The organism is Ensifer sp. D2-11 (assembly GCF_054161295.1).
The window spans coordinates 512531-537784 of sequence record NZ_CP096435.1; the positions used below are offsets into that span (position 1 = coordinate 512531).

Annotated in this window: 27 protein-coding genes and 1 pseudogene; 6 read left to right on the top strand and 22 right to left on the bottom strand. The window is 61.8% G+C overall.

Annotation, left to right across the window (positions count from 1 at the left end; translation table 11 throughout):
* Positions 1–43: 43 nt before the first annotated feature.
* A pseudogene (locus M1D34_RS28250) lies at positions 44–197 on the bottom strand (cyclophilin-like fold protein); the annotation flags it as partial.
* A 68-nt stretch (positions 198–265) separates the two neighbouring features.
* Complete coding sequence (locus M1D34_RS28255) at positions 266–499, bottom strand: hypothetical protein (RefSeq protein ID WP_127595142.1); 234 nt, start codon at positions 497–499, stop codon at positions 266–268.
* A 209-nt stretch (positions 500–708) separates the two neighbouring features.
* Between M1D34_RS28255 and M1D34_RS28260 the strand changes: the two genes are divergently transcribed.
* From M1D34_RS28260 to M1D34_RS28270, 3 genes are all read left to right on the top strand, one after another.
* Positions 709–954: a type II toxin-antitoxin system VapB family antitoxin gene (locus M1D34_RS28260; protein ID WP_498786055.1), complete on the top strand. Its 246-nt coding sequence runs from the start codon at positions 709–711 to the stop codon at positions 952–954.
* A complete protein-coding gene (locus M1D34_RS28265) occupies positions 954–1103 on the top strand; it encodes a hypothetical protein (RefSeq protein ID WP_498786056.1) in 150 nt (49 codons plus the stop codon). Before M1D34_RS28260 ends, M1D34_RS28265 begins: the two co-directional genes overlap by 1 nt.
* 80 nt (positions 1104–1183) lie before the next feature.
* Entirely contained in the window at positions 1184–1393 is a 210-nt protein-coding gene (locus M1D34_RS28270; RefSeq protein ID WP_498786058.1) for a PIN domain-containing protein, read from the top strand.
* 102 nt (positions 1394–1495) lie between these two features.
* Here M1D34_RS28270 and M1D34_RS28275 read toward each other — a convergent pair whose 3' ends face one another.
* From M1D34_RS28275 to M1D34_RS28315, 9 genes are all read right to left on the bottom strand, one after another.
* Positions 1496–1999: a cupin domain-containing protein gene (locus M1D34_RS28275; protein ID WP_127595136.1), complete on the bottom strand. Its 504-nt coding sequence runs from the start codon at positions 1997–1999 to the stop codon at positions 1496–1498.
* Positions 2000–2144: 145 nt separating this feature from the next.
* Positions 2145–3812, bottom strand: coding sequence for a copper resistance CopC/CopD family protein (locus M1D34_RS28280; protein WP_498786060.1), 1668 nt, complete (start codon positions 3810–3812; stop codon positions 2145–2147).
* The gene (locus M1D34_RS28285; RefSeq protein ID WP_498786062.1) at positions 3809–4348 is read right to left on the bottom strand and encodes a YcnI family copper-binding membrane protein; all 540 of its coding nucleotides are present in this window, start codon (positions 4346–4348) and stop codon (positions 3809–3811) included. The genes M1D34_RS28280 and M1D34_RS28285 overlap by 4 nt, the downstream gene beginning before the upstream one ends.
* Positions 4349–4366: 18 nt before the next feature.
* Positions 4367–5179 (bottom strand): ABC transporter ATP-binding protein, encoded by an 813-nt coding sequence (locus tag M1D34_RS28290; protein ID WP_498786064.1) that lies wholly within the window; start codon positions 5177–5179, stop codon positions 4367–4369.
* Positions 5173–6180: an ABC transporter permease gene (locus M1D34_RS28295; RefSeq protein WP_498786066.1), complete on the bottom strand. Its 1008-nt coding sequence runs from the start codon at positions 6178–6180 to the stop codon at positions 5173–5175. Before M1D34_RS28295 ends, M1D34_RS28290 begins: the two co-directional genes overlap by 7 nt.
* Before the next feature lie 11 nt (positions 6181–6191).
* The gene (locus M1D34_RS28300) at positions 6192–7262 is read right to left on the bottom strand and encodes an ABC transporter substrate-binding protein (RefSeq protein WP_498786068.1); all 1071 of its coding nucleotides are present in this window, start codon (positions 7260–7262) and stop codon (positions 6192–6194) included.
* 82 nt (positions 7263–7344) lie between these two features.
* Positions 7345–8463 carry an LLM class flavin-dependent oxidoreductase gene (locus M1D34_RS28305; RefSeq protein ID WP_498786070.1) on the bottom strand — a complete coding sequence of 373 codons (1119 nt, stop codon included), beginning with the start codon at positions 8461–8463 and terminating at the stop codon, positions 7345–7347.
* A 26-nt stretch (positions 8464–8489) separates the two neighbouring features.
* Positions 8490–9656 carry an acyl-CoA dehydrogenase family protein gene (locus M1D34_RS28310; RefSeq protein WP_498786072.1) on the bottom strand — a complete coding sequence of 389 codons (1167 nt, stop codon included), beginning with the start codon at positions 9654–9656 and terminating at the stop codon, positions 8490–8492.
* Positions 9657–9674: 18 nt separating this feature from the next.
* On the bottom strand, positions 9675–9812 hold the full coding sequence (locus tag M1D34_RS28315) for a hypothetical protein (RefSeq protein ID WP_498786074.1): 138 nt from the start codon (positions 9810–9812) through the stop codon (positions 9675–9677).
* 299 nt (positions 9813–10111) lie between these two features.
* On the opposite strand from M1D34_RS28315, the gene M1D34_RS28320 reads away from it, so the two are divergent.
* Positions 10112–10609, top strand: a complete 498-nt coding sequence (locus M1D34_RS28320; protein ID WP_498786076.1) for a redoxin domain-containing protein — start codon at positions 10112–10114, stop codon at positions 10607–10609.
* 125 nt (positions 10610–10734) lie between these two features.
* Here the strand turns inward: M1D34_RS28320 and M1D34_RS28325 are convergent, their stop codons facing one another.
* From M1D34_RS28325 to M1D34_RS28355, 7 genes are all read right to left on the bottom strand, one after another.
* On the bottom strand, positions 10735–11667 hold the full coding sequence (locus tag M1D34_RS28325; protein ID WP_498786078.1) for an ABC transporter permease: 933 nt from the start codon (positions 11665–11667) through the stop codon (positions 10735–10737).
* Positions 11664–12731 (bottom strand): ABC transporter permease, encoded by a 1068-nt coding sequence (locus M1D34_RS28330; protein WP_498786080.1) that lies wholly within the window; start codon positions 12729–12731, stop codon positions 11664–11666. The genes M1D34_RS28325 and M1D34_RS28330 overlap by 4 nt, the downstream gene beginning before the upstream one ends.
* Positions 12728–14242, bottom strand: coding sequence for an ABC transporter ATP-binding protein (locus tag M1D34_RS28335; RefSeq protein WP_498786082.1), 1515 nt, complete (start codon positions 14240–14242; stop codon positions 12728–12730). Before M1D34_RS28335 ends, M1D34_RS28330 begins: the two co-directional genes overlap by 4 nt.
* An 80-nt stretch (positions 14243–14322) precedes the next feature.
* Positions 14323–15354: a BMP family lipoprotein gene (locus M1D34_RS28340; protein ID WP_498786084.1), complete on the bottom strand. Its 1032-nt coding sequence runs from the start codon at positions 15352–15354 to the stop codon at positions 14323–14325.
* A 103-nt stretch (positions 15355–15457) separates the two neighbouring features.
* Positions 15458–16492, bottom strand: coding sequence for an adenosine deaminase (gene add, locus M1D34_RS28345; RefSeq protein ID WP_498786086.1), 1035 nt, complete (start codon positions 16490–16492; stop codon positions 15458–15460).
* Positions 16493–16530: 38 nt separating this feature from the next.
* Positions 16531–17541 carry a PDR/VanB family oxidoreductase gene (locus M1D34_RS28350; RefSeq protein ID WP_498786088.1) on the bottom strand — a complete coding sequence of 337 codons (1011 nt, stop codon included), beginning with the start codon at positions 17539–17541 and terminating at the stop codon, positions 16531–16533.
* A gap of 159 nt (positions 17542–17700) precedes the next feature.
* Entirely contained in the window at positions 17701–18756 is a 1056-nt protein-coding gene (locus tag M1D34_RS28355; RefSeq protein ID WP_498786090.1) for an aromatic ring-hydroxylating oxygenase subunit alpha, read from the bottom strand.
* Between the two features lie 210 nt (positions 18757–18966).
* On the opposite strand from M1D34_RS28355, the gene M1D34_RS28360 reads away from it, so the two are divergent.
* Positions 18967–19842: a helix-turn-helix domain-containing protein gene (locus M1D34_RS28360; RefSeq protein WP_498786092.1), complete on the top strand. Its 876-nt coding sequence runs from the start codon at positions 18967–18969 to the stop codon at positions 19840–19842.
* Positions 19843–19968: 126 nt separating this feature from the next.
* On the opposite strand, the gene M1D34_RS28365 is transcribed toward M1D34_RS28360, so the two are convergent.
* The 4 genes from M1D34_RS28365 to M1D34_RS28380 are packed head-to-tail and all read right to left on the bottom strand — an operon-like array spanning position 19969 to position 24229.
* Positions 19969–20616, bottom strand: coding sequence for a glutathione S-transferase family protein (locus M1D34_RS28365; RefSeq protein ID WP_498786093.1), 648 nt, complete (start codon positions 20614–20616; stop codon positions 19969–19971).
* 10 nt (positions 20617–20626) lie between these two features.
* A complete protein-coding gene (locus M1D34_RS28370) occupies positions 20627–22393 on the bottom strand; it encodes a PDR/VanB family oxidoreductase (RefSeq protein ID WP_498786095.1) in 1767 nt (588 codons plus the stop codon).
* 24 nt (positions 22394–22417) lie between these two features.
* On the bottom strand, positions 22418–23323 hold the full coding sequence (locus M1D34_RS28375) for an aromatic ring-hydroxylating dioxygenase subunit alpha (protein WP_498786097.1): 906 nt from the start codon (positions 23321–23323) through the stop codon (positions 22418–22420).
* Positions 23324–23362: 39 nt separating this feature from the next.
* Entirely contained in the window at positions 23363–24229 is an 867-nt protein-coding gene (locus M1D34_RS28380) for an aromatic ring-hydroxylating dioxygenase subunit alpha (protein WP_498786099.1), read from the bottom strand.
* Positions 24230–24459: 230 nt separating this feature from the next.
* On the opposite strand from M1D34_RS28380, the gene M1D34_RS28385 reads away from it, so the two are divergent.
* Positions 24460–25230 carry a GntR family transcriptional regulator gene (locus M1D34_RS28385; protein ID WP_498786101.1) on the top strand — a complete coding sequence of 257 codons (771 nt, stop codon included), beginning with the start codon at positions 24460–24462 and terminating at the stop codon, positions 25228–25230.
* Positions 25231–25254 lie beyond the last annotated feature (24 nt).

Below are 25254 nucleotides of genomic sequence, written 5' to 3' on the forward strand. Positions count from 1 at the left end.
GTTGCCTGAAGGCGGCAGCGCAGAACAGCTGCGAGCATGACCTTCAGGACACGCGCTCGATGCGGAGCGGAAACTTTCCCCGTGTGCACAAGGGCTCGACGCCGCCATCCAGACGGCCAAGCCGGATCAGGCCAGCCGAATAGCGATAGCCGGCGTAGAAGAAACGCCAGATTGCCCCAGGGAGCATAGTAGCAGAGAGGCAAGATGTGGCTTACCGGCTGCATCGGTGTCGCGTCGAAGTTGAACCCGGCAGCGCGGACGAAAATTAGATTGCCAGCTGGACGATATGAGCAAAGGGAGTCATCGCCCATTTGCCGCTACCATCCTTTGCAGTCCTGTAGATTATAAAGTCACTGCCGACTGTGAACCTTCCATGCATCGTAATTTCGTTTCCGGTTGACAGCACGGCTCGCAGCTCTGTTGCATGACGCTGCTCAATTTGTTCGCTGATCAGCTCAGCCAAGGTTAGGTGGAGCCTTTCGGGTTTTGGATCGCTCATTGGAAGCCCCGCCTTTGCCGTGGTTTGCTGGTCAAAGTCCATACATTTTCGAGCTTAGCAGAAACGAGCGGGCGACGCTCCCTACCATTCTCTTCGCCCCTGACCGAAAACCGATTGGAGAGGCGGATGCGCCCTGATCCTTGCGCTTAATGTATATTCCAACCGATATATTCGAATATTTCACACTGCATATACACGAGGAACAGGTCATGTCTCTCTACATTCGCGATGACGATGTCGATGCGCTGGCAAAGAAGGTGCAGCAGGTCACCAAAGCCCCGACGAAGACCGAAGCGGTCAGACGCGCTCTGGAAAATGAGTTGGCGCGAGTGGAACAAGCTGTGCCGCTGAAAGAGCGCGTCAGGAAGATTCAGGACAGTGTGCGAGCCAAGATGGGACCAAACAAGCCAGACTTCGACATGAAGAAATTTACCGGCGACACGTGGGAGATATGATGGTCTTGGACGCGTCGGCAATCGTGGCCATCCTGGCCGGTGAAGAAGAAGCAGGTTACCTCCTCGCCAAGATCGAAATGTCGGAAAATCCTAAGATTTACTCGGCGCTTTCGATGTTCGAGACGGTGATCAGCTTAGCCCGTATATAGTCTCGATCTCGCAGTTCGGCGATCGGGCCCCTACTCCGCCCGAGTTGATCGATGAGGTTCAAGAGGACGTAGCGAAGTTTATGGAGACGATCGGCGCGCGCGAAGTGTCCGTGAGTGGCTCCCTACATGACAAGGCCATTGAAGCGGCTCGCAACTATGGCCGTTTTGTCGCGCACCCGGCGCGACTGAATTTTGGTGACTGCTTCTCCTATGCCTGCGCCAAGGAAAACCGCCTTCCCCTTCTGTTCAAAGGCGATGATTTCTCGAAAACGGATATCGACACTGCCTGAAAGTGCGCACCTTGGCAGGCCTCGCCGAGGGGCCCGTCCTTCGATCTCGCACTCGGACAGTTCCCCTGCTTTAGTCTGGAAGTGCTCCGGAAAAACGTCCAGTCAGCCGGGATGTTTGTGGATCGGATCCACCCAGTAGACTTCCTCTGGCTTTTCGACCGGGTCGACATCGGTGATGTTGACCACGACCGCCTCGTTATCGGACCGGACCAGCACGCATTCGAGCGGATTTTCCGGATCCGCATTGATTTCCTGGTGCGGCACGTATGGCGGCACGTAGATGAAGTCACCGGGTCCGGCTTCGGCCACATATTCGAGCCTGTCGCCCCAACGCATGCGCGCCTTGCCGCGGAGCACGAAGATCACGCTTTCAAGCGGCCCGTGATGATGCACGCCGGTCTTGGCATTGGGCTCGATCGCAACCGTTCCGGCCCAGATCTTCTGGGCGCCGACGCGGGCATGGTTGATGGCCGCCTGCCGATACATGCCCGGCGTCTGAGCCGTGTTGGCGTCGAGCTGGTCGCCCTTGATGACCCGAACGCCGTTATGCTTCCAGCGGTCCTCTCCCTGATGATCGTGATCGTGCTGATGGTGTTTGTCGGCCATTCTCCGTCTCCTGCTTTAAGCTACCGTTCTGGACTAGATCACGATGATTTAAGCTCGATCCGACCTAAAATCAGAACGTGAACGTTTCATAAGTTGCGACGCGGGCTGCGGGCGGAAAACCTGACGCACCTCTCCTGATCCCGCCCTAGGCAGCATGCGATGACCCTTGAAATATACTATTGCGCGACTGCGCCTGATGCGGTGAAAGAATTTTTCGCCGAACGGCTGCTTGGACGTCGAAAATATCGGTGAGGACGATCGACTGAAAATCTTCGACGAGCACTGTGACGCGAACCACCCAGAAGCCGTCGAGGGGCAGCACGAAACCTTCCGCCGCAAATCGCTCCCCCTGTTTCGCCGCCTTGCGGCTGAACGGACCGATGCCATGGGACGGCTTGGAGAGTTCGATGGTTACCGAGAGCGGCGCGAAGGCCTTGCCATCGAGCCGGAAGCCCTCGGCCGACACGGCAGCTCGCCCGACACGCGCGGGCGTCAGCGTCAGTCTTGCTTCCAAGCCGCCGCTGCGCGGCAGGATCGTAGCCGTTGGCGATGCGGCGGCGGCGAGCGCGCGGGGCGGCGGCGTGAATCGCCACAGCCCCAGGATTGCGACGACGGCTACGGACAGTGCGATCTCGGCCTGGATGCTGCGCCTGAGCCGCTTGCGCGCAGGCGATCCGCCCGCGAGAGCAGGACCCGTCAGGAGGAATCGATTGACCGCCGCGGCAAGGAAAAGAAAAGCCGCGACGCCGAGTTTGGCCATCAGCGTGAAACCATAGTCCGTCGTCCAGAGCGCCGACATTCGCTCGAGCTGAATTGCCGCAAGGAAAAAACCGCTTGCCGAAAGGGCGAAGATCACCGGCAGGATCATATTCGAGAAGCTCGTGAGCGCCTGCCGCGCAACCCCCTCTTGCCTGCGTGCCAATACGTCCGCCAATGGAATGAAGGCGCCAAACCAGGCAATGAGGCTGAGCGCATGGAGGAAAACTGCCGGCGTGGTGAGGAAACGGGGCGAAGCCGCCGCCGCATGGCCGGCGGCCGCAAACGACAGGCCGGCGAAAAGGAAGGCGACGAAGGCCCAATGCCTTTGCACCGCCGCAGGGCCCGCAAGAGCAAGGGCCGCGCTTGTCACGCCGAACACCGCGAGAAGCGTGGCGCGTCCATAGGACGTGGCGTGCAGCCCGGCCGACCAGATCTCCGTCTTCCCGATCGCCGACATCGGTTCGCCCAGGGCGTCCAGGCCCTGGAACGCAATAACTGCCGGCGCTGCGATCAGTCCAAGGGACAGCAGGACGATGAGTGCTCTGCGCAGGCGTGGATCTGGAGCGATGCCGCAGAACCTGTAGAAGAAGACGCTACCCAATCCGAAAGCGATCGAGAGCGTCAAGGCGAAGCGCGACGCCCAGAGGCCCAGATGGACGCTTCCGTCCGCTGAAGGATCGGGACGGGCCGCCGTTGTGCTCGCCTCTCCGATTGAAAAGGTCTGGCCGCCGCCGATCGGATGACCATCGGACGAGGTGACGCGCCAGGAAAGCACATAGGTTCCGCGGCCAAGCCCGGGTGCCGCATAGATGACGGAAAACCCTTCGACCGCCGGCGCGGACAGGACATCGGTCCGGCCGTCTGGATGGATCAACCGGGCGACAAGCGGGGTGACCGCCTCGGAGAAGCGCAGGACAATCCGCGCCGGCGATTCCGGCAGGACCGCCGCATCATGAGGATCGGCAGAGACGAGGTTCGCATGCGCGGTCGCATGACCGGCGAAGAGACCGGCGACGGCGAAGAGGAAGAGCGCCGCGATGAGGACCGGCCTCACGGCTCGACGCCGACGGATGGCGCAGGGTATTTCAGGTCATCGGACGATCCACCTGCAGCGGGAATTTCGATCCAGCGCTCGATACCGATCTCGCACTGCTGCACGACGGACACGAAGATGCGGCCGGTAGCCGTCTTGTTTACGGATGCGCGGAAGACGAATGTGTCCCGGACGGCGTCCTCCAGCCGCCCGTTAGACCAGACGAGCTCCTTCACCTGCGGTTCACCGCCATTGGAATGGGCGGTATTTGCGTCTGCGCTCACCTGATGGAGGCCATCGGTGACGACCGAGAGCTTCCAGCCGGGCTTTGGCAGGGCCTCGACACCTTCGAGTTCCTTCGGCACCGCGACCCGAACCGCCACTGTCGGCGATCCGCCGCAGCCATGCGGAACGCGCAGCACGAACTCTGTCGTAGTGCCCGCCGCAACCGCCCCGTTCTCGAACATGATATGCGCCATGGCCGGCGCGGCGAAGAGGCTTGTCCCGAGCGCCGCCGTGCCGACCGCGATGCCGAGAGCCATTGTCCGAAACTTCATGATGGTTTCCTTGTTGGATTACCAGGTGGCCGCCAAGCCGAGATGCTGCAGCGCCTTCTGGCGAAGCTCGGCAAGACGCGCATCGCCGCGATGGCGCGGATAAGGGAGGTCGACAGCGATATCGGCGACGATGCGCGCCGGCCGCGGACCGAAGACGATCACCCGCTCCGCCAGGAAGATTGCTTCCTCCACGTCATGCGTCACCAGAAGCGCCGTCAGCCGGGCGCGCTTCCAAAGCGAGACGAGCTCGGTCTGCATGGCGAGCCGTGTGAGCGAGTCGAGCTTGCCGAGCGGCTCGTCCAGGAGCAGCAGCCGTGGCTCGTTGACGAGCGCTCTCGCTAACGCGACGCGTTGCGCCATACCGCCTGAAAGCTGGTGCGGATAGGCTTTGTCGAAACCCTTCAGCCCGACGAGCTCAAGGACCCTGTCGACCCGGGCGCGATTGCTCCTGAGGATGCCCTGCGCCTCCAGACCGAGCGCGACATTGTCCCAGACCGTGCGCCAGGGGAAGAGAGTAGGGTCCTGGAAGACCAGGATGCGGGAAGGGTCCGGCTCTGCGACCGGCACCCCGCCGACCGCCACGCCTCCCGAACGCGGGTGATCGAGCCCGGCGAGCAGACGCAAAAGCGTCGACTTCCCGCAGCCAGAAGGCCCGAGCAATGCCACGAAGGAGCCGGGCTCGGCCGTGAAACTTACCCGATCCAGCACCGGCAGCGGGGCTCCTTCCAGTTCGAAGCTGTGGGAGACATCGCGTATGTCGACCTGCACTCCCGCCGGCTCCACATCTCCGCCGGCAGCGGGGCCTGTCGATCTCAAAGCAGCAGTTACCATCTGACGAGTCCCTTCTGCCAGGAAAGCGTCCAGTCGCGGATGCGGAAAAGCGCGGTGATGAGCGTCGAGCACATCAGGGCCATTACCAGCAGCGCCGCATACATGTTGTTGTAGGCTGCCCAACCTTGCGCCCATTGCAGGTACCAGCCGAGCCCTGCCTTGACGCCCAGCATTTCCGCGACCACGAGCACCGCAAAGGAAGTGCCAAGGCCCATGAACAGGCCGACGAAGACGTGCGGCAGTGCCGCCGGGATCGCAACTTTCAGGATCAGGAACGAAGACTTCGCCCCGAGTGTACGCGCAATGTCGTAGTAGTCGCGGTTAACGCTCGCGATGCCGGACCAGGTGAGGATCGTTACCGGAAAGGCCGTGGCGAGCGCGATCAGGAAGACGCTGGCGGAACCCGACGTCGGGAAGATGAAGAAGGCGAGAGGCAGCCAGGCCGTCGCCGGCAGAGGGCCGATCAGGCGCAAAAGCGGATGCACCCAATAGCTAGCCGTACGCGACCAGCCGATTGTAACGCCGGTGACGAACCCGGCCAACGCGCCGAAGAAGTAGCCCTTGGCAAGCAACAGAACGGAATAGGCGACACTGGTGCCAAGCCGCTCCCAATCATCGAAGAACACTTCCAGCATGCTCTGGGGAGAGGAGAAAAATGGCACCGGCAGAATGCCCGTCTTTGCGGTCACGATTTCCCAAACGGCAAGGATCACGGCCGCGACGATGAGCCACGGTCCGTAATAGCGCAGGATGGATGCGACACGGCCGAAGACAGTGCCGCTCAATGCGGTCAGCGCGGCGATAACCGCGATACCGAGGCAGATCGCAGCCAGTTCGCGGCCATAGGGTTGCGGAATGATCTCCGCCCAGTATTCAATTAGCCCGGCCGTGGCAGCCCAGGCCAGCGCCGCCGCGAGCAGGACCGGAGAAATGTTTCGGCCGTAATTGGTAGTGGCGGCGGCATCGCCGGCCTCCGCCACCGTCGGATCGATGGTGCTCATGACGCCCCCCTTCAAGCGGTCAGGACGTCGGCGAAGACGCGCTCGGCGAAATCCTTCGGATCGGTCGACTGCTTGAAGACCTGCACGTCGCGCAGTTCCTGCGCGTAGAGTGCGATCTCGGTCTTGAGGTCCGCGCCGACCGGATTGTGGTTATGCGTCTGGCTCTGCAGGACGCCGACGAGTTCCTCGACCGTCTTGCCCTTGGGCGCGTTGGGCAGGAAAGCCCTGGCAGCATCCTGCGGCTTGGCGACGGTCCAGTCTTGGGCTTCCAGGAGGGCGCGCGTCAGGGCGGCGGCGGTTGGCTGGTCGTCGCGGATGAGGCTGCCGCGTAATCCGACGATGCAGCAGACGCGGTTCTCGAAACCGTGGTCGAGATTCGATGCGATCTGGATGTACTTTGGATCCTGCAGCCAGAAATAGGCTTTCGGGTCGCCGTCGGCGATTGCGTGGATCTCTCCCTTGTCGGCGGCAAGCTGCAGGAGCTCGCCAGGATATTGCCGCCATTCGACATCGGAGATTGGATCGATGCCTTCCTTGTGCAGGAGGATGGAGAAGAAATTCTTGCCGGGGCTGGCAAGGTCCGAGATCCCGATCGTCTTGCCTTTGAGCTCGGTGAGTTTGGTGATGCCGGCCGACTTCAGCGCGACGAGCCGCGAGCAGCCCCCATGGGTACCGGCGGTGATCTTGACGTCGAAGCCTTGCTCCAGCGCTTTCAGCCACCGAAGCGCCATGCCGACCCCGCCATCTGCCTTACCGGTCGCGATCGCTTCGAGAAGGGCCTCGGTTGAAGCGCCGAAATTCACCAGCTCCACGTCGAGACCGTATTTTTTGAAGATGCCGTGCTCCTGCGCCACGAAGACCGGCGCAAGGCAAATGGCACTGGCATTCGTCGCGAATTTGATCTTCTTCAGCTCTCCCGCCGCGGCCGGTGGCGAGGCGGTCGCGGCGAAGCTGCCGAGCGAAATGGCGCCCAAGGGCGCTGCAACGCCCACCAGCCCGACCGTCTTCAGGAAAGCCCGGCGGTCGAAACCCCGGGAGTGATCATCGCCTGCTCCAAAGAGCGTCTTTGCATTCCATGCCATCATCCGTCTCCTGATCCTCTGAAAAATGAGCGCGCTGGGAAGAAGCGGATCGCGCCAGGCGACCCGCGATGCATTTCAAGGTTTACTCGGCTGCCTGGGCATGGCCGCTGCGGTCGCGCTCGGCGATGAGCTCGCGTACCAGCGGGATGAGGTCACGGCCGTAGTGGAACGCATCCTCGATGGGATCGAAGCCGCGGATGAGGAACGTGGTGATGCCGAGATCGTAATAGTCGATGAGCGCTTCTGCCACCTGTTCGGGTGTCCCGACGAGCGAGGTCGAGTTGCCGCTTGCGCCGGTCAGTGCCGCCATTTCCGTCCACAGGCGCTTGTCGAGCCGAGCCCCGCGGGAGGCGGCGGCAAGCAGCCGTCTGGAGCCTTCGTTCTGCGGGCCGTTGCCGCTATGTGCGTTGGTGTCGATCAGCCGTTCGGTCCCGGGTGCGCCGCGAAGAGCCTTGGCACGGGAAAGCAGGCTGGCCGCCTTCTCCCAGGCCGCGTCCTCGGTCTCGGCCAGAATCGGGCGCAGCGACAGGCTGAAACGGAGCTTACGGCCGTGCACCGCAGCTGCGGCGCGGACGTTCCGCAAGGTTTCGGCCACCTGCTCCAGTGTCTCGCCCCAGAGCGCATAGACGTCCGCATGTTTTCCCGCGACCGCGATCGCCGGATCGGAGGACCCACCGAAATAGATCGGGATACCTTCCGGGCCCTGCGGCTTCACGGCAGCGAAGGCTTGCTTTACCTTGTAGTGTTTTCCCGCATAGTCGAACGGCGTCTCGCTCGTCCATTCCTTACGCACGATATCGAGATACTCGCTGGTGCGGGCATAGCGCTCGTCCTTGCTCAGGTCATCGCCGTCTTGCGCGAGCTCCTTGTCGTTGCCGCCGGTGATGATATGGACGGCGACCCGTCCGCCCGTCAGGTTGTCGAGCGTTGCGAGCTGCCGCGCGGCAAGCGTGGGGGCGGTGAAGCCAGGCCGATGCGCAATCATCAGCTTGAGCTTGCGAGTGTTATTGGCGACGTGCTGCGCGATCAGGATGCTTTCGGGCGAGGTCGAGTGGAAAGCGAAGAGGACACGGTCGAAACCGGCATTTTCGTGGATCGAGGCGGCGGCGGCGATATGGTCGAGATCGATGATAGGTCCCTTCCGGGCTATCGTCTCAGAAGCATTGTGATTGCCGATGTAACCGATGAATTCGACAGGCATGACACCCTCCGTTGCTGAGTTCGAGATCAGATGCCGAGCGCGATGCGGCCCACTTCGACCCGCACCGTGTCTTCCTGCGGGCTGTGGATGCGGCCGCAAAGGACATCGCGATGATGGCGCTCCAGTGGATTGTTGCGGGAAATCCCGTGATTGCCGGTCAGCTTGAGCGCCTTCTCGACGGCAGCGATCGCGTTTTCCGTGGTGACCGTTTTGATGAGATTGGCTTCCGTAGCGGGAAGCGGCAGCCCGCGATCGATATCGCCGGCGGCCGACGCGATCAGCCGCCGGTTGACCGCGATCAATTCTTCGATTTCGCCGACGGCATGCTGGATTCGGGGCACGCTCGCGAGCGGCTGGCCGAGATTGGTGGGCACACGGTTCCTGAGAAAGGTGACCAGCCAGTCGCGTGCCGCTTCCGCAACGCCCGTATAAAGTGCGCCCGGCAAAAGGCCGAACCAGGCTGCCTGGCCTTCGCCCCGGCCGCCCCATTCCGATGGCAGCCGGATATCTACCGCATGGTCCGACGGCACGCGTACGTCTTCGAAGACGATGTCGTGACTGCCCGTTGCACGCATGCCGAGCGGGTTCCACGTCTTTTCGATGGCAAGACCCGCCGCCTCAAGCGGTACGAGGAAGGCGCCTACTCTCGGATCCGCCTCGTCGGTACGCGCCCAGACGACCGCATAGGTCAGACCTTCCACACCGGTCGAATAGATTTTCCGCCCGCTGATGGACCATCCGCCCTTCACCCGACGGGCCGTGGTCTTCGGCAGCCCGCCGCGCACGGGCGTCCCAAGTTCCGGCTCTACTCGGAAGGCGTTGATCAACGAACCCTTCCTCGCAGCATCTCCAAGCACGCGTTGAATGAGGTTTTGAGGCCAGCCGGAGTTCGGAATCGTCGCTAGATTGATGTACTGCATGATGAGGATTAGGGCCGTCGACGGTTCGCCTCGGGCGACATGGCGGATAACCTCGGCGGCCACGGCAAGCCCTGCTCCCGCTCCGCCATGTTCCACCGGCGCCGTGAGAGCGATCAGGCCGGCCTCATGTGCAAGCCGGATATTCTCGAATGGAAAGGATGCGCTCTCGTCATAGCTCGCCGCCGTTTGCGCAAACCGGACCGAAAGCTCGGCGGCGATCCTGACGGGATCAAAAGGCGAAATTGTTTTCTGCTGATTGCCGAAAGCAGCCATGGTGATCGCCTCCTCTGCTCATTCTGCTGCGATGACGTGCCGGGCGGACGGCGCGGCAAAAAAGGCGGAGAGCTCGCCGACCGCATGTGCGATGCGCCGGCCGAATGACAAACCGGCATCACTTCCGGCGAGACCGACGAGCTTGGGAGACCACATGGATTTTTCCTTTCGGCGGATGGAACGAAGCCTGCAGCGAGGCATCCAGTGCAACTTACTTGATATTATCTACTGATTTTGTGTACTAAAGGAATAATGCTGTCGCCGCCTCGCCAAGAACCGGAAAAATTCTCCCTCGTCTGCGAACACCCGTGCAAAGCCTTGGCTCGCTGCAGCTGCTACCGGCACCTATCATCCGTGGAAGATCACGCTTGTCCGACAGCAGGAGCCCAGGGATGACCGAAGAATCCACCCTCAACGAAACGCTCGCAGATTTCCAAGCAAGGCGCGCCGAGACGATGACGCCTGCCGCGCTGAAGATCAATGTCGAGCAACGCAGGCTCCTCGTGGAAACCGCCGATCACGCCGGGTTCATCAAGGCCGGTGATCGCGTGGAGTCATTTCAGCTGACGGAGGTGGGGGGCGCGCAACTCACGCTGCACGAACTGCTTCGGAAGGGTCCCCTCGTGCTGATCTTTTTCCATTTTGCGGGATGTCCGGCCTGCAACATCGCCCTGCCCTATTACAACCGGTTCCTCGCGCCGGAACTCGAAAGGCTGGGTACCACTTTGGTCGGTATCAGCCCGCAGGTGCCGGATCGATTGAAGGAGATCAAGGAACGCCACGGCCTGGATTTCCTGATCGCCAGCGACGCCGGCAATGCATTGGGGCGCCGCTTCAGCATTCTGTATACGTTCGACGAACCCTCTCGCCGTGCCTCTATAACAAGCGGAAATCCGATCGGTGAGGTGACGGTACCGGAACCTTCGAACTCCCCATGCCGGCCACGATCGTGATAGGCATGGATGCCGTGGTAAGGTTCGCCGACGTGAGCCCGGATTGGTTAGTCCGCACTGAACCGGCCGACGTCCTCGCCGCCGTGCGAAGCATCGCTACAGCGTCCGCTGCCTGATGTCCCGAGCTACTCCCTTGTGTAGGGGACGCCGAGGCGGGCCGGCTGCCCGGGGCGCCAGCGCAACCCCATCAGAAGCCCAATGGACGCAATATACGGGAGCGACAGGAGGAGCTGATGCGGTACCTTTGCGCCTAGCACCTGCAAATGCGTGGCGAGCGCTTCCAGGAAGGCAAAGGCAGCGACCGCAATGAACACGCCTTTCGGCTTCCAATTGCCGGCGATCAGCGCAACCACTACGATCCAGCCGCGACCTGCGGTGAAATCCGCGAGAAAGCGATCGGAAAAGCCGAGCATGAGGAAGCCGCCGCCGAGCCCGGTCATGGCGCTGCCGAACATAACGGCCGCAAACTGACGACCCGTGACGCTCAGGCCCTTGACGTCCAGGGCTTTCGGATTTTCGCCGAGACAGCGAAGTTCGAGCCCGTGGCGGCTGCGGTAAAGCAGGAACCATATTGCCGGCACCGCAAGCAGCGCCACATAGGTGAGCGCGCGCTGTGAAAACAGGATCGGCCCGATGAACGGAATGTCCGACAGCAGCGGAATGTCTACATCCTCGAACCCCGAAAATGTCGGCTGCGCGCGCCCCCGGATATAGCTCTGGAACCAATAGAGCGTAAAGCCGCCCGCCAGGAGGTTCAGCCCAAGCCCTGCGATGAAATGATCGACCCTGAGGACCGCCGTCATGAAGGCGATGATCGCGCCCATCAATATCCCGGCAAGCACGGCCGCGATCACGGCCAACCATAGGGAGCCGCTAAGCGTGGCGGCCAGATAGGCAGCGAAGGCGCCGGTCAGCATCGTACCCTCGACACCCATGTTCCAGATGCCCGAGCGCTGAATGACCAGTTCGCCCATAGAGGAGAACAGGAGTGGCGTCATGATGCGAAGCGTGGAGGCGAGAATGCTGATGATGATCGCTTCGTGGAACAGCTGGCTCATTGGACGACGACCCTGACGATGCGGTAACGCGCCAGAACACCGGCGCAAAGGAAGAAGAAAAGGGTGATGCCCTGGATTGCAGGCACCAGCGCGGCCGGGACGTCGCCCAGGACGCGCATGTAGACCGCGCCGCTTGCAAGTGCGCCGAAGAAGAGCCCGGCCAGCACCGTTCCCCAGGCGCTAAGGCCGCCGATCATTCCGACGATAATGCCGGCATAGCCGAGGCCGATGAGATTGTCGGCTCGCAGCCGGTGCGTCACGCCGAAAAGCTCGATGGCGCCCGCAAGGGCCGCAAGCGCGCCGCTGAAAAGCATGATCACGGTGACCGTGCGGCCGATATTCACGCCTTTGTGCCGTAGTGCCTCCGGATTGTACCCAAGCCCGCGTATCTCAAAGCCCAGCGGTGTCCGTGCCATTACCAAGGCGCAGATTGCGGCGGCTAGGAAAGGCAGAAGCACGCCGGCGTGTAACCGGCTGCTGCCCATGAGCGCCGGCAGGAATGCCGCATCGGGCAACATCGGCGACTGATGATAGGAAATCGTCCCCCCGGTTTCCCCCCAGGGGCCGCCCTGAAGTAGCCACGACAGCAAGTAGACAGCCAGATAGTTGAGCATCACCGTCGAGATGATCTCGTTGACGCCGAAGCGGTTGCGCAAGAGTGCAGAAAGCCAGGCTACCGCCATACCCCCCGCTATCCCGAAGGCAAGCACACCGGGGAAAAAAAGAAGTGCCGGCAACCCGGCGAGCAATTGAGCCCCGAGATAGCCGCCCATGGCGCCGGCGAAGACCTGCCCCTCCTGTCCGATGCTCCAAATCTGAGCCCGAAAGGCAACGACCGTCGCAAGGCCGGTCAGGATGAGTGGCGTCGCCTTCACCAGCGTCGTTGCAAGCGCCTTCGGAGAGCCTACCGCGCCTTTCACCAGAGCGCCGAAGACCTGCAGCACATCGGCACCGGTCGATGCGAGCAGCACTGCCGTCGCGGCAAGGCCGGCAAGAATTGCCACTGTGAAGGATATCGTGGTCCAGGTGCGGCTCGTTTCCGTTCTGCGTTCGAACAGGATCATGACCTGCCTCCTTCCCTGCCGCCTGCCATCAGCACGCCTACCTCTGCGATGGTGGTCGTCCTCGGATCGACAATCCCCATTATCTCCCCCTTGAACATCACGGCGATGCGGTCGGCGAGACTGAACAGATCGCTCAGCTCCTCCGAGGCGAGCACGATCGCAAAGCCCTCCCCCCGTTTCTTCAGCAGCTGTCTCTGGACATATTCGATCACACCGACGTCGAGCCCGCGTGTCGGCTGATTGGCAAGGATCAAACCGGAGGCATGCAGGAATTCGCGGGCGATGATGACCTTCTGCGCGTTGCCACCGGAAAGTTTGCCGGCCGCCACGGTCTCGCTGCGCGCAGCTATCTGGTATTGCGCGATCATGTCCCGCGCCAGATCCGCAATGGCTCTTCGGTTCATCATCAGCCCGGCCCGGTATTTCGGACTGCGTTGCCATCCGAGAACGAGATTCTCCGCGATGCTGAATTCCGGCACCAGGCCCTCGCGGAACCGGTCGTCGGGAATGTGGCCGACCCCGCGATCCATCAGAGCGCGCGGCTTGAGGCCGGCGACATCCTCGCCCCTCAGCCGGATCGCCCCGGCGTCCGGTTTCCTGACGCCGCACAGAAGCTCGAAAAGCTCCTTCTGGCCGTTTCCGGCAACCCCGGCAATGCCGAGAATTTCGTGACGCCCCACCGAGAAGGAGATATTCTTGAGTACCGTCTCTCCCCAGTGACCGCGGGCTGTGAGCCCTTCTACGGCCAATACCTCTTCACCCGGCTCGAGCGCCGGCTTGGCGACCGAGAAGGACACGTCGCGCCCGACCATCAGCCGCGCCAGTTCATCCGGCGAGGTCTCGGACGTCTTGAGGGTCGCGACGACTCTGCCCTTGCGCAGCACGGTGACCCGGTTCGACTGCATCACTTCCGCTAGCTTGTGGGTGATGAGGATGATCGACAGCCCTCGGGCGCACATTTCGCCTATAATATTGAACAGGATACGCGATTCACCTGGCGTCAGTACCGCCGTCGGTTCGTCGAGGATGAGGATCCGCGCATCGAGATAAAGCGCTTTGAGGATTTCCACCCATTGCTGCCGACCGACCGGCAATTGCCAGACATAGGCATCAAGATCGACCTCGATACCGTAGCTCTCGCAGATGCGCCTGAGCTTCTTGCGCGCCTCGGCAGCTTTCAGCCCGATGCCGGAGCGCTGGGTGCCGACGATAATGTTTTCGAGCACCGTGAATTCCGGCACCAACACGAAATGCTGGTGCACCATACCGATGCCGTGCCGGATGGCGTCAATCGGCGAGCCGACGTGGACCGGCTCGCCGCCGACGAAAATCTGACCTCTGTCTGGCCGATAGAATCCAAAAATACAGGAGGAGAGCGTGGACTTACCGGCACCGTTCTCTCCGAAGAGACAATGGATTTCGCCAGGCAGAAGATCGAAGTTGACGTCATCGTTCGCGATCGTGCCCGCGAAGCGCTTCGTCAATCCTTCGACGCGCAGGGCTGTGGTCATGGCAATACCGAAAAAGCTGGAGCTTGAAGCGATGGCCGCGGCGGGCGGAACGCCCATCGCGGCCGATGAGCCTGTGGCCGTCAGTCGGCCTTAGGGTCTGACACATCGATCGGCACTTCAAATGTTCCCGCAAGGATTTTCGTCTTCAAATCCTCGACCTCGGCCCGCACATCGGCCGGCAGCCTGGCTTCGAGATCGCGGTAAGGAGCGATCGTGGCACCGCCGTCCTTCATCGAAAACCAATGCTTCTCGGTGTTGCCGGCATAGGGCTTGCCCTCGGACTTGTGCGCCCACCAGGCGTCGATGACCCACAGAACGTCCGGGTCCCACTGTGCCACGGCGCTCGACAGGACGGTCGAGGGAGAGAAGGAGTGCTGATCCTGGAAATTGCCGAAGCAGAGGATTTTCGCCTCCTCGCAGGGCTTGAAGTTGCCGGTCAGCTGGAAGATGAGGTCGGCGCCGGTTGCGATCTGCGCACTCGTGTATTCCGCGGCCTTGGCCGGATCGTACCAGGACTCGATGAAGGCAACCGTCCGCTCGATCTTGGGATTCGCCGCCTTGGCGCCGGCAAAGAAGGCATTGATTTCGTCGTTCACGTCATCGGCGGGAAAGGTGCCGACGGCACCGAGCTTGTTCGACTTGGACAACTTTCCGGCGATATGACCGAGCAGATAGGCCGGCTCATGCACGCGCTTGTAGACCCAGTACTGATTGCCGCCAAGGCCCTCGTTGCCAGAGCCGACAACGACGAACAGGATGTCCGGGAACTCGTCCTTCAGTCTCTTCACCTGATCGGAATAGGTGCTGTGCGCCCAGATGATGTCGTACTCGCCGCTTTCGGCGAAAAGCCGCATCGCGTCGCCCGCGTCGTCGCCCCAAAGAGGGTCGGTATATTTCCAGGTGATCTCTAGGCCATGCGGCTTGGCCGCCTTGATGCGCTCGAGCGCCTCGATCAGCGTCCCGTCCCAGGCGTTATCGATGCCGGCAGAAAGGATGATGGCGATATTGAGCTTGTCCGGGTCGGCAGCGAGCGACCTAACAGGGCTCGAAATGACGACAGCGACGACAAGCGCCACCATCGCCACCAGTCTCTTGGCGAAGCGTGTGAACATAGGAGTCTACCTTCCCTCTGGAGTCATTCTGGGTTGATCCCGTCCGTTTATTATTGTCTTCGAGCGCCGCCCCTCCCGGGCGGAGCCGATCTCATGCATTCTTTCAGGCGTCTGCCTCAGCCGCCAGGAGGCGGTCGACCTCGACTTCCCATGCGGCCCGCCATTCGCGCTTGAGGCTTTCGTCGAGCCACGCGGCGTCGAGCGAATTGAGCGCAAGTTGCGCCAGTGTCCTTCTGTCGAGCGACATGGCCTCTCCCAGCAACCGGTATTCCTTGGCAAGGTCGGTCTGCAGCATCGGCGGATCGTCCGTGTCGATGACCAGTTTGAGTCCGGCATCCAGCATCGCGCGTATCGGATGATCGCCTGCGGCGAGATCGCGCCAGCGAGTTAGGATTACGGTCGAACTCGGACAAACGGTGAAGGCGATGTCATCGGCGATGCAACGCGCCACCAGGTCGGCATCCTCCATCACCCGGTAGCCGTGGTCTATCCGCTCGGCGCCGAGCAGGTCGAGCGCATCCCGGACATTTGCGGCAGGGCCGCCTTCGCCTGCATGCGCCGTCAGCCGCATGCCGGCGCGCTTCGCCTTGTCGTAGACCGCCTTGAAGGGAGCGGGCGGGAACGGCTCCTCGTCGTAATCGAGGCCGATGCCGATTACCTTGTCCGAGCGGAATGGCAGAACCAGGTCGAGGAATTCGAAACCGCGTTCGATGCTGAGTTCGCGGTTCAGCGCCGGTATGACACGGGACACGAGACCAAAGTCGTGTTCGACATCGTCCATCGCCTTCAGAATGCCGGCAAACATCGTCTCATAGGCGACCCCGGCATCCTGATGAACCTGTGGACTGAAGAAGAATTCCGCATAGCGGCCGCCGGCATTGGCGACGTGCGCGAGCGCCTCGTAGGTGATGAGGTGGAAATCATCGGCATCCACCACGGATTTCGCGACGAGATCATAGACCTGCAGGAAGTCGACCAGGTTCTCGTATCTATAGAGTTCCTCCACCTCTGCGAACTTGGGCAGAGTGGTGCCGTTCTTGCGCGCAAGTTTGAGGAATGTCCGGGCGTTGACGGCACCTTCGAGATGAAGGTGCAACTCGGCCTTCGGCAACGCCTGCACAAAAGTTTCAAGGTTCATCGACTCTCCCTTCAATATGCTCGCCTCCGCCTTACCGGCTACAGATCCAATACCAGCTCATCCGAGAGCGCCCGCGAACAGCATGGGGTGATCAAGTTCCCCGCCGCATGCTGCTTTTCCGTCAGGACCAGATCGCGGTGATCCGGGACCCCGGAGACGACACGCGTCACACAGGTGCCACAAATGCCCTCTTCGCAAGACACCGGGACGTCGATGCCGTTCTCGCCGAGCACTTCGACGATGCTGCGGCCCGGCGCGATGGTGAAACCGCGGCCGTCGCTGGCAAGCTTCACAGTGAAGGCCCGGTCGCCTGTCGCCGCAGACCTCATCGCGTTTACGAAGTATTCGCGGTGCACCGCCTCGGATGGCCAAGCCGGCCGGGCAGCCGCAATGACGGCGTCGAGAAAACCTGCAGGCCCGCAAGCATACAGGTGCGCTCCCGGAGGTCGGTGCGAAAGCAAGCCAGCAAGATCGAGCCTTTGGTCGACCGGTCCATCATCCAGATGAAAACGCATTCGTGGCGCAAAGGCAGACGCCTCGAGCTCGGGGCGGAAGGCCATGCGCGACGCGCTGCGTGCGCAGTAGTGGAAGGTGAAATCCCGGCCGAGCGCGGTCAGCCGATGCGCCATTGACAGGATCGGCGTGACACCGATGCCGCCCGCCAGCAATAACGAAAACAGGGCGCTCTCTTCCAATGGGAAGGCGTTGAGCGGGAGGCTTGCCTCGATGGTATCGCCGACCTCGACGCGATCATGCATGTAGGCCGAACCGCCGCGACCCGCCACCTCGCGCAGCACACCGATTCGATACCGATGTCGTTCGCGCGGATCGTTGCAGAGCGAATACTGCCGTGTCGGTCCCGTCGGCAGATGCACGTCGATGTGCGAGCCGGCGGTGAACGGCGGCAGTTCCTCGCCCTCCACACCGACGAACTCGAAAGCGGCTATTTCGTCCGCACAAATCCGCTTCCCGGCCACGCGCAGACGCAGGCTTCGCTCCGTTTCCGCGGCTTGCCGGGTTGCCGGGCGGTTTGCAAGCGCCACGGTCACGAACGCGGCTTTCTCAAACCGGCCGGGCCGCATGCCGACGCTGTCTCGCCACCAGGCCGGAAGGCTGAAGACGAGGCAACGATGCGGCTGGGGAGGAACATTGGGCAGCGGACAGTCATGAACGTCTCCTGATATCTCCAGTTGCGGCGGCCGTCCGGATCAACTCGCAAAGGGCGCCCCGAGTCCGAAATGCCTGACCAGGCCGCGGCGATATTCGAGCGACATGCGATCCGAGGGTACGTGAATCTCCTCGGTAAGATCGAGCGGCAGTTCCTCCGGATGCTGCTCCTCGACCATGGGCTTATCCTCGTCATTTATGAGCAGCGAGTCCTCGATCCAGTATTCGCTGTCCGGTTCGCCGGTCGTGTCGGTCATCAATTGGAAGATGCGCGTCTCGCGTGCCGAAACCGGGCACACCGTATCGGCAAAATAAACGACATAGTCGGAACCTTGCGGCGCGATCTTGATGAGCGTGGAGAACGGATAGGTCAGCTCGTAGGTGTACACCACATCGCGTTCATCGCCATCGATCCCGTCATCGAAGCGGTTGAACCCCTCATGGTACGGCAGTTCGAACCGCAGCCCGTAATCGGTCTGCTCGACGTCGTATGGCGGTATCGGTTCGGCCGTGCTCCCGCCAAAGCTCTTCGTGTGCACCCACGGAAAATGGGCGACGTCATTGAAGTTCTCCACGTGCCGGCTTGCGGCGGCGTACCAGGTGCCGCTCGGCACATAAACCTTTCTGAAAGCGGGGTTTGAGATGCCTTCCCATTCCGGGAGTTGCCAGACCGGCGCGTTCTTGATGCAGGTCCAGACGATCCCATAACGCTCGACCGAGGCGTAGGTCTGGAGCCGGAGCCGCGGCGGAATACGGGCTCCGGGATTGGCTATCGATGGAATCTTCGAACAGGCGCCGTCGGCGCCGAAATGCAGTCCGTGCATCGGACAGACGATCTGGTTGTCGGCTATCCAACCGGCGCTGATGCGTGTGCCGCGATGGGGACAGAGATCGCGGGCGACGGTGATCCCTGCGGACGTCCTGTAGATCACCAGGTCGACGTCCAGCAGCCGGGCTCGCACCGGCTTATCGCCAATGTCGTGGACAAAGGCGACCGGATGCCAGAAGGAAGCGAGCACATGCCAATCGCCGGGTGTGAAAGTGCAGCCGCGCGGCAACTCGTCCCTGGTCTTGGAATGATCGGTTGGCAGAAACACCTGTTGCTCCTCGTAAGTCCTTGAGGGCTCGTCCGTAGAGCGCCGTCAAATCCGTTCCCGGTATGGAGTGAGTATTCCGCAGCCTCGTTTTTCAAGGAATGCCTGTGGCGACAGAATGCATATCTGAAATTCAGATCGGCTGAGAGCAAGCTTCTATCTCCCGACCGCCCGTGCTACGAACGAACGCGGCATTCCAACGGGAAACCGGCTATGCACGCATTCATCGACGGCAGTCGCGGCTTCGCATTCGGCGAGGCAATTTATCCGGCCGGCGGGGTGTATGGCCCGCTGAAGGACCGGTACGTCACCCTGCTCATCATTCATGAGGGCCAAGCGCGCGTCTTTTGCGACGAGGACGAAACCATCCTGGGGCCGCGCAGTTGCGGTTTCTTCCGCAACGAGCGTCATCTCTTCATCGAATATGGCGATGGCCATGCGGCCACACGCGTAAGCTGGTGCGAGGGACACGCGGGCGAGCTTGCCGAGCCGGTAACAATGCGGTTGAGATCGCTGCCTCCGCGCATTCCGCTCTCGCAGCGGATCGAAACGATACAGCGTCTCGGCGTCGAGCTCGGCGCAGGCTCCAGCTCCAACCTGAACATGCTGCGCAATTCACTGGGGGAGGCGATTTTCCTTGCCTATTTTCACGAGGCGCAAATGTCCGAGCAGGAACGGCTGACGCCGCGCTCGGTCCTGAGAGCACGCTTCTATATCGACGAGAACTACGAAAAAGAAATCACTGTCGCGCGGCTCGCCTCGCTGGTGGGAGTGACGCCTCAGCATCTCGTATCGTCTTTTCGCAAGCATATCGGCACAACGCCGGTGCGCTACTTATGGCAGGTTCGCGCCCACCGCGGGCATTTTCTGTTGCTGCAGACCGGACTCGCGATCTCCGATATTGCCTATCAGTGCGGCTACAAGAATCCGTTCCACTTCTCGCGGCAGATTTCCGAGCAGTTCGGGATGTCGCCGCGCGAGGTACGCGCCAACAAGGGCTACCGCATGCCAAGCGACATTTCGGAAGGCGCCGCGGATACGGCCTATGGCATGGCACTCCCCGATACCAATCCTATCCGGAGGGAGTGATCCGCCCCGGCTCACCGGACTCTCGTCCGCTCCCATGATCGCCGGTCATGGCGCGTCGAGACATATCCGCAGGAAAGATCGGCGCGGCGGTATCGGCCTTCTTGTTCACTGAAACAGTGAAGCCCTTTAAGCCGCACGCGCCGGCCCGGCAGGAAAGATCCCCGACATGACGGTGAAGCCCTTGATCCGCTTAAGGCGATCGCACCAACGACGGATTGCCGGATAATCCTGCCGGGGAATGCCCCCCTCTTCCGAGAGCATGATGTAAGGGAAACAGGCGATATCGGCCACGGTCGGGTGTGGCGCCGAGCAGATCCAGTCGCGCCCTTCCTGCTCGCCGAACCAGAGATGCTCGTCGAGGATGCGAAACAGCCTGTGAGCACCGGTCCGGGCCGCCTCGACATCCAGTTCGTAGAACAGGCCGTCATGGAGACGCGCGGCCGAACTGGTGCCGGTGATGCCGTCCGCAAAGGCGAGCCACTGGCTGATCTCGCCCAAAAGCGTCGGATCGCTGCACGGGTACCAGGTGCCTGAAGGATCGTATTTGGAGGCGAGATAGACGAGGATCGCCTGCGCGTCGCGCAGCACCAGTCCGTCATCCTCGATCACCGGCAACTGTCCAAGCGGATTGAGCTTCAGGAACCAATCCGACTTGTGTTCGCGGCCGGGGTAGAAATCGACTGGCACCGTCTTGTACTCGATGCCGAGCATGCTCATCAGAAGTCTGAGCTTGTAGCAATTGCCCGAGAGTTCGTAATCGTAGAGGGTGATCATCGGGCAGCTCCTAGAGATCCAGGACGAGGCGCGCGGATTTGGCGCGCGACACGCAGGTCATCATTTTGGTGCCGGACTTGCGCTCGGCATCGTTGAGATAGACGTCCTGGTGATCGGGCTCACCCTCGATCACGGTCGCGAGACAGGTGCCGCAGGCACCCTGCTCGCAGGACGACGGCATGTCGATTCCGGCTTCGCGCATCACGTCGAGGATGGTCCTACCGGCCGGCACCTTCAGTGTCACGCAGGAGCGCGCCAGCGCGACCTCGAAGCTCGAACTGTCGTCTATCGTATTGGTGTTCTTGAAATACTCGAAATGCACCGCCGTTTCCGGCCAGCCGAGCTCAGCAGCGATCCGGCGCGCCGCCTCGAGCATAGGCCCCGGACCGCAGAGATAGACATGCATGCCGGGCCGATACTCGGAAAGAATGTCCTTGAGCTTAGCGGCAGTCGCTTCCGGGTCGAGCCCGAGCTGAGGCTTCAGCGCCTCGCCGAGGAGAGCGGTCTTTTCCGGAAAGGCGAGCTGCCCCTGGTTCTGGGCGAAGTAATGGAAGGCGAAGTCCAGGCTCTGGTTCTTAAGGGCCTGGGCCATGGCAATCAGCGGCGTCACGCCGATGCCGCCGGCGACGAAAATCGTCTTCTCGGCATCGCGACGCAGCGGGAAATTGTTGCGCGGCTCCGAAATCGCCAGGACGTCGCCCTCGCGAAGCGTCTCATGCATGCAGAGCGAGCCGCCCTTCGAGTCCCGCTCCAGCTTGACGCCGATGACGTAGCTGTCGCTTTCGCCCGGGCCATTGGTAATCGAATATTGCCGGATCAGCCCGTTCGGCATGTGCACGTCGATATGCGCGCCGGGCTGGAAGGTCGGCAGCAGGCCCTTGATCGGGCGAAGCTCGAACGCAGCGATCCCCTCGGCAGCCATCCACTTCCGCGCGACCGTTACACGGATCGTCGCCTTACGCCCGTGGGCGGTCATTTCCGGCATCTCCGCAAGTTCCGGCGAGACGCGCTCGATCACCGGCTCGAGCGGCGCCGGCTGCGGTGCGGCAGCTGCCTCGCGCTCCACGATCTCGCGAAGCTTCGAAAGCCTTTCGTTGTGGTGGCGAAGGACGGCGAGCCGTTCGGCGCCGCGCGGCGAGCCACCGAGTACGCCGCGGATGACCGAGCGGTTGGAGTCGACCGGCTGGACGAAGAAGACGGCAAGCGTCTCGGTGCCCTGTTCGCGGGCCGTCAGCGCCACCGAGAAGCCGTCGCTCGCCTTAAGCGACATATCCGCCGCTGTGCCTTCGAGGCGGCCGTTCGGCTGAAAGCGATAGCCTTTCAGCGCCGCCACCACGACATCGGCCGGCGCATTGACCGGAATGCCGCGAAGGGTGAGAAGATCGCCTTCGGCGAGGCCCGCAACTTCCGGCACGTCCCCCAGAGGCTCCTCCGCCGTCCAGATGAGGCCATAGCGCTCGACGCCCGCAAAAGTACGGTTAGTAATGGTGCGGGCCGGAGCGTCGGCCGGGTGCGCCGGGATATAGGTACAGCCGGCGGTGCGGTTGGAATAGCGCCAGCCGTGATACTGGCACTTCAACTCACGGCCGTCGTTGATGCCGATCGAGAGGCGGACGCCGCGGTGCAGGCAGCGGTTCTCCCAGATATTGACGTAGCCGTCGTCGGCACGCCAGACGGCGAACTCGCGGCCGAGCAACTGGGCATGAAAGACGTGGCGGAACGGCAGATCATAGAATGCGGCAACGGGATGCCATCTGGTCTTGGCGGTATCGAGCATCGTTCTCTCCAGAATTCTGAAACGTCAGGTGGCGGCCGGAATGACCCCGTAGGTCACGCCCTTCTGGCTGAGCCAACGGCGGTAGGCGATCGCCGATTTGTCGGCGCGGATCGGCGTCTCGGCCCGGGGGTCGAGCGGCAGACGCTTCGGAAACTGGTTCTCCAGGATCGGCTTGTCCTGGCCGAAGATCGTTTGCTGGAAGCGTTTGATCACCTTGTCTTCGTTCTCTTCGTCGAGGACACAGAGCATCATATGCGCGCGGACATGCTCCTGATCGACCGGCTGAAGGAAAACGGCGATGACGTCGAGGCGGCTCTCGTCGACGGGGCTGGATTTGTAAAGCACCGAACAGTAGGGATGCGGCACTCGATAGATGTACTCGACATCGGCGCCGCCGGTCGATGCGGTCGAGGCCATCGGCTGAAAGAAGCGACAGCGCGTGGCGACGATCTCATCGCGCTCGACCGAAAGCTCGACGTCGTACTCCTTGACCTCCGTATGGGGCTCGGCTCCCAGAATATCAGTGTGGACATAAGGAAAGTGGCCCATGTCGAGGAAATTCTCGATCGCGCGCGGTGCCGAAACGTTGACGCCGACGGTGGCGGCGTTGAGCTTGCGGCGATCGGCCTCCGCATATTCCGGAATCGGGAACAGCTCAGCCGGCGGCGTGCCCAGCGAGGTCCAGATATAGCCGTAGGCCAGCTTGATCGGAAGACCGCCGTCGAGCGTATCGATATCGACCGGGCTGCCGGCAGGGAGCTCCGGGCGCGAACGCCAGGCGGCCGCCTTGCCTTCGCCGTCCGAAACATAGCTGATGCGTTCCTCGAGCAGCATCGTGGCCTGAACCGTCCTCGCCGGCATCTCCTCGAGCGCCGCCAGCGGGTGCCACAGATCGAGAACCACCTGGTCCTGGCATTTGGTCGGGCTCATGTCGTTCATCTCCGTGAATGGCGTCTGATCATAAGGCGGTTACATCCGGACCGGGATCGCGCCGAAGGTGACCGCGCGATCGCGCAACCATCGGCGGTAATAGACGGAAACGGCATCGGCACGGATCGGGGTTTCGGCACGCGGGTCAAGCGGCAGCCTTTTCGGCAGCTGATTTTCCAGGACCGGCTTGTCCTGGGCGAAGATCAATTGCATGAAGCTGCGGATCGAGGCCTCGCTGACGCCTTCCTTCAGGTAGCAGAGGAACGGATGGGCGATGCAACGTTCCTCGTCGACCGGCTGCACGAAGAGCGTGATTACGTCGAGCCGCGCCTTGTGAACAGGATTGCTCTTGTAGAGCGCCACCGTGTAGGGACGGATCACCTTGTAGATGTAATCGACGACGAAGCCTTCCTTCGCTGTTGGCGATGCGACCGGCTGGTAGAACCTGCATTCGGTCGCCATGACCTCGTCGGCGTTTGTAAGCTCGACCTTGTAGGGCGCGACCTCGGTGTGCGGCTCCTCACCGAGCCAGCCCGTGTGAATGAACGGAAAGTGCCCCATGTCGAGGAAGTTCTCGACCGCGCGCAGCCCCGAGACGTTCACGGCGATCGATCCACCGGTCACGAGATAACGGTCCGCCTCGTTCGCCTCCGGCACGAAGACGATGTCGCGCTCGGGCTTGCCGAGACAAGCCCAGAGGAAACCGTAGCGGCTGTCGGAATTCACCGACTCGCCGCTATCGCTGCGAACCACCTGTCGGCGATAGCGCCCACGACAGTGGATGGTGAGGTCAACACCGAGGAGGCGGGTGTGAAAGGGCGCGGCCGACGACAGGTTCGTCAGGTCAGCGACGACATGCCAATCATTAAGAAGAACTCGATCGCTACAAAGGGCAGTTCTGCTCATCGCATCCTCCCTGGCTAGCACTTCCCTATGAACCTAGCTCCTTGATGGACCATTGGAACCACAAGATTGGATACCAATCAATAAAAAATTGCATGGCAAAACGCGTTTTTTGATTGACAGCTTGATTTGATTGAATACCGATATGGAATTCGTAATGCCGGATATGTGGCCATGCAACATTCCGGTGCGACCGTCCCGCAGATTGTCTGCGGGAGATGGAGAGATCTGTCATGAGCAGCCGTTCGCAGGCGATTGCCGACATCCTGACCCGGGCGATCATCGATCACCGGCTCGTACCCGGATGCAAGCTCGGCGAGCGTGAACTGGCGGAAATCTTCGAGGTCAGCCGCATCGTCATCCGCCAGGCGCTGATCAGGCTTGCGGACGATGGGCTGGCGCAGATCGAGCGCAATCGCGGCGCCTTTGTCGCACGCCCGAGCATGCAAGAGGCGATGGAGATCTACGACGCGCTGACGCTCGTGGAACAGGGCGTTGCCGCCCAGCTCTGCGATCGACTCGGGCCCGCGGGCTTCGCCGAGTTGCGCCAGCACGTGGAGCGGCAGCGCCAAGCCGTCGCATCCGGCAACGATGCGCTCGCCGACGTTCTTGGCCAGGAGTTTCATACTCTCTTCGTCCGCCTCAGCCGTAACAAGGTAATGCAGGAAATTCACGCGCAGCTCGTGCGGCGCACCACGCTCCTGCGCTCATTGATCTCCGCCGATTTCGACTATTGCAATCTGCTGGACGACCACCAGCGCGTGATCGACCTGCTCGAAAAGGGCCGGCTGAAGCCTGTCATGGAACTGATCGACACCCATCACCGCAGCGTCGTGCGCGGTTATATCATGGATCGGCAGGTCTTTCCGGAGCTGACGCCACGGGAGGCGCTTCAGCCCTATCTCGAGGGCAAAGCCGACGAGGCGCCCAAGCCGGCGCCGCGCAAGAAAACGGAAGAAAGCGGCGGGGCCGGCGCGCGTCGCCACGTCCACGCCACGAAATAGATCCGGCGGCCACAAGCCGGAGAA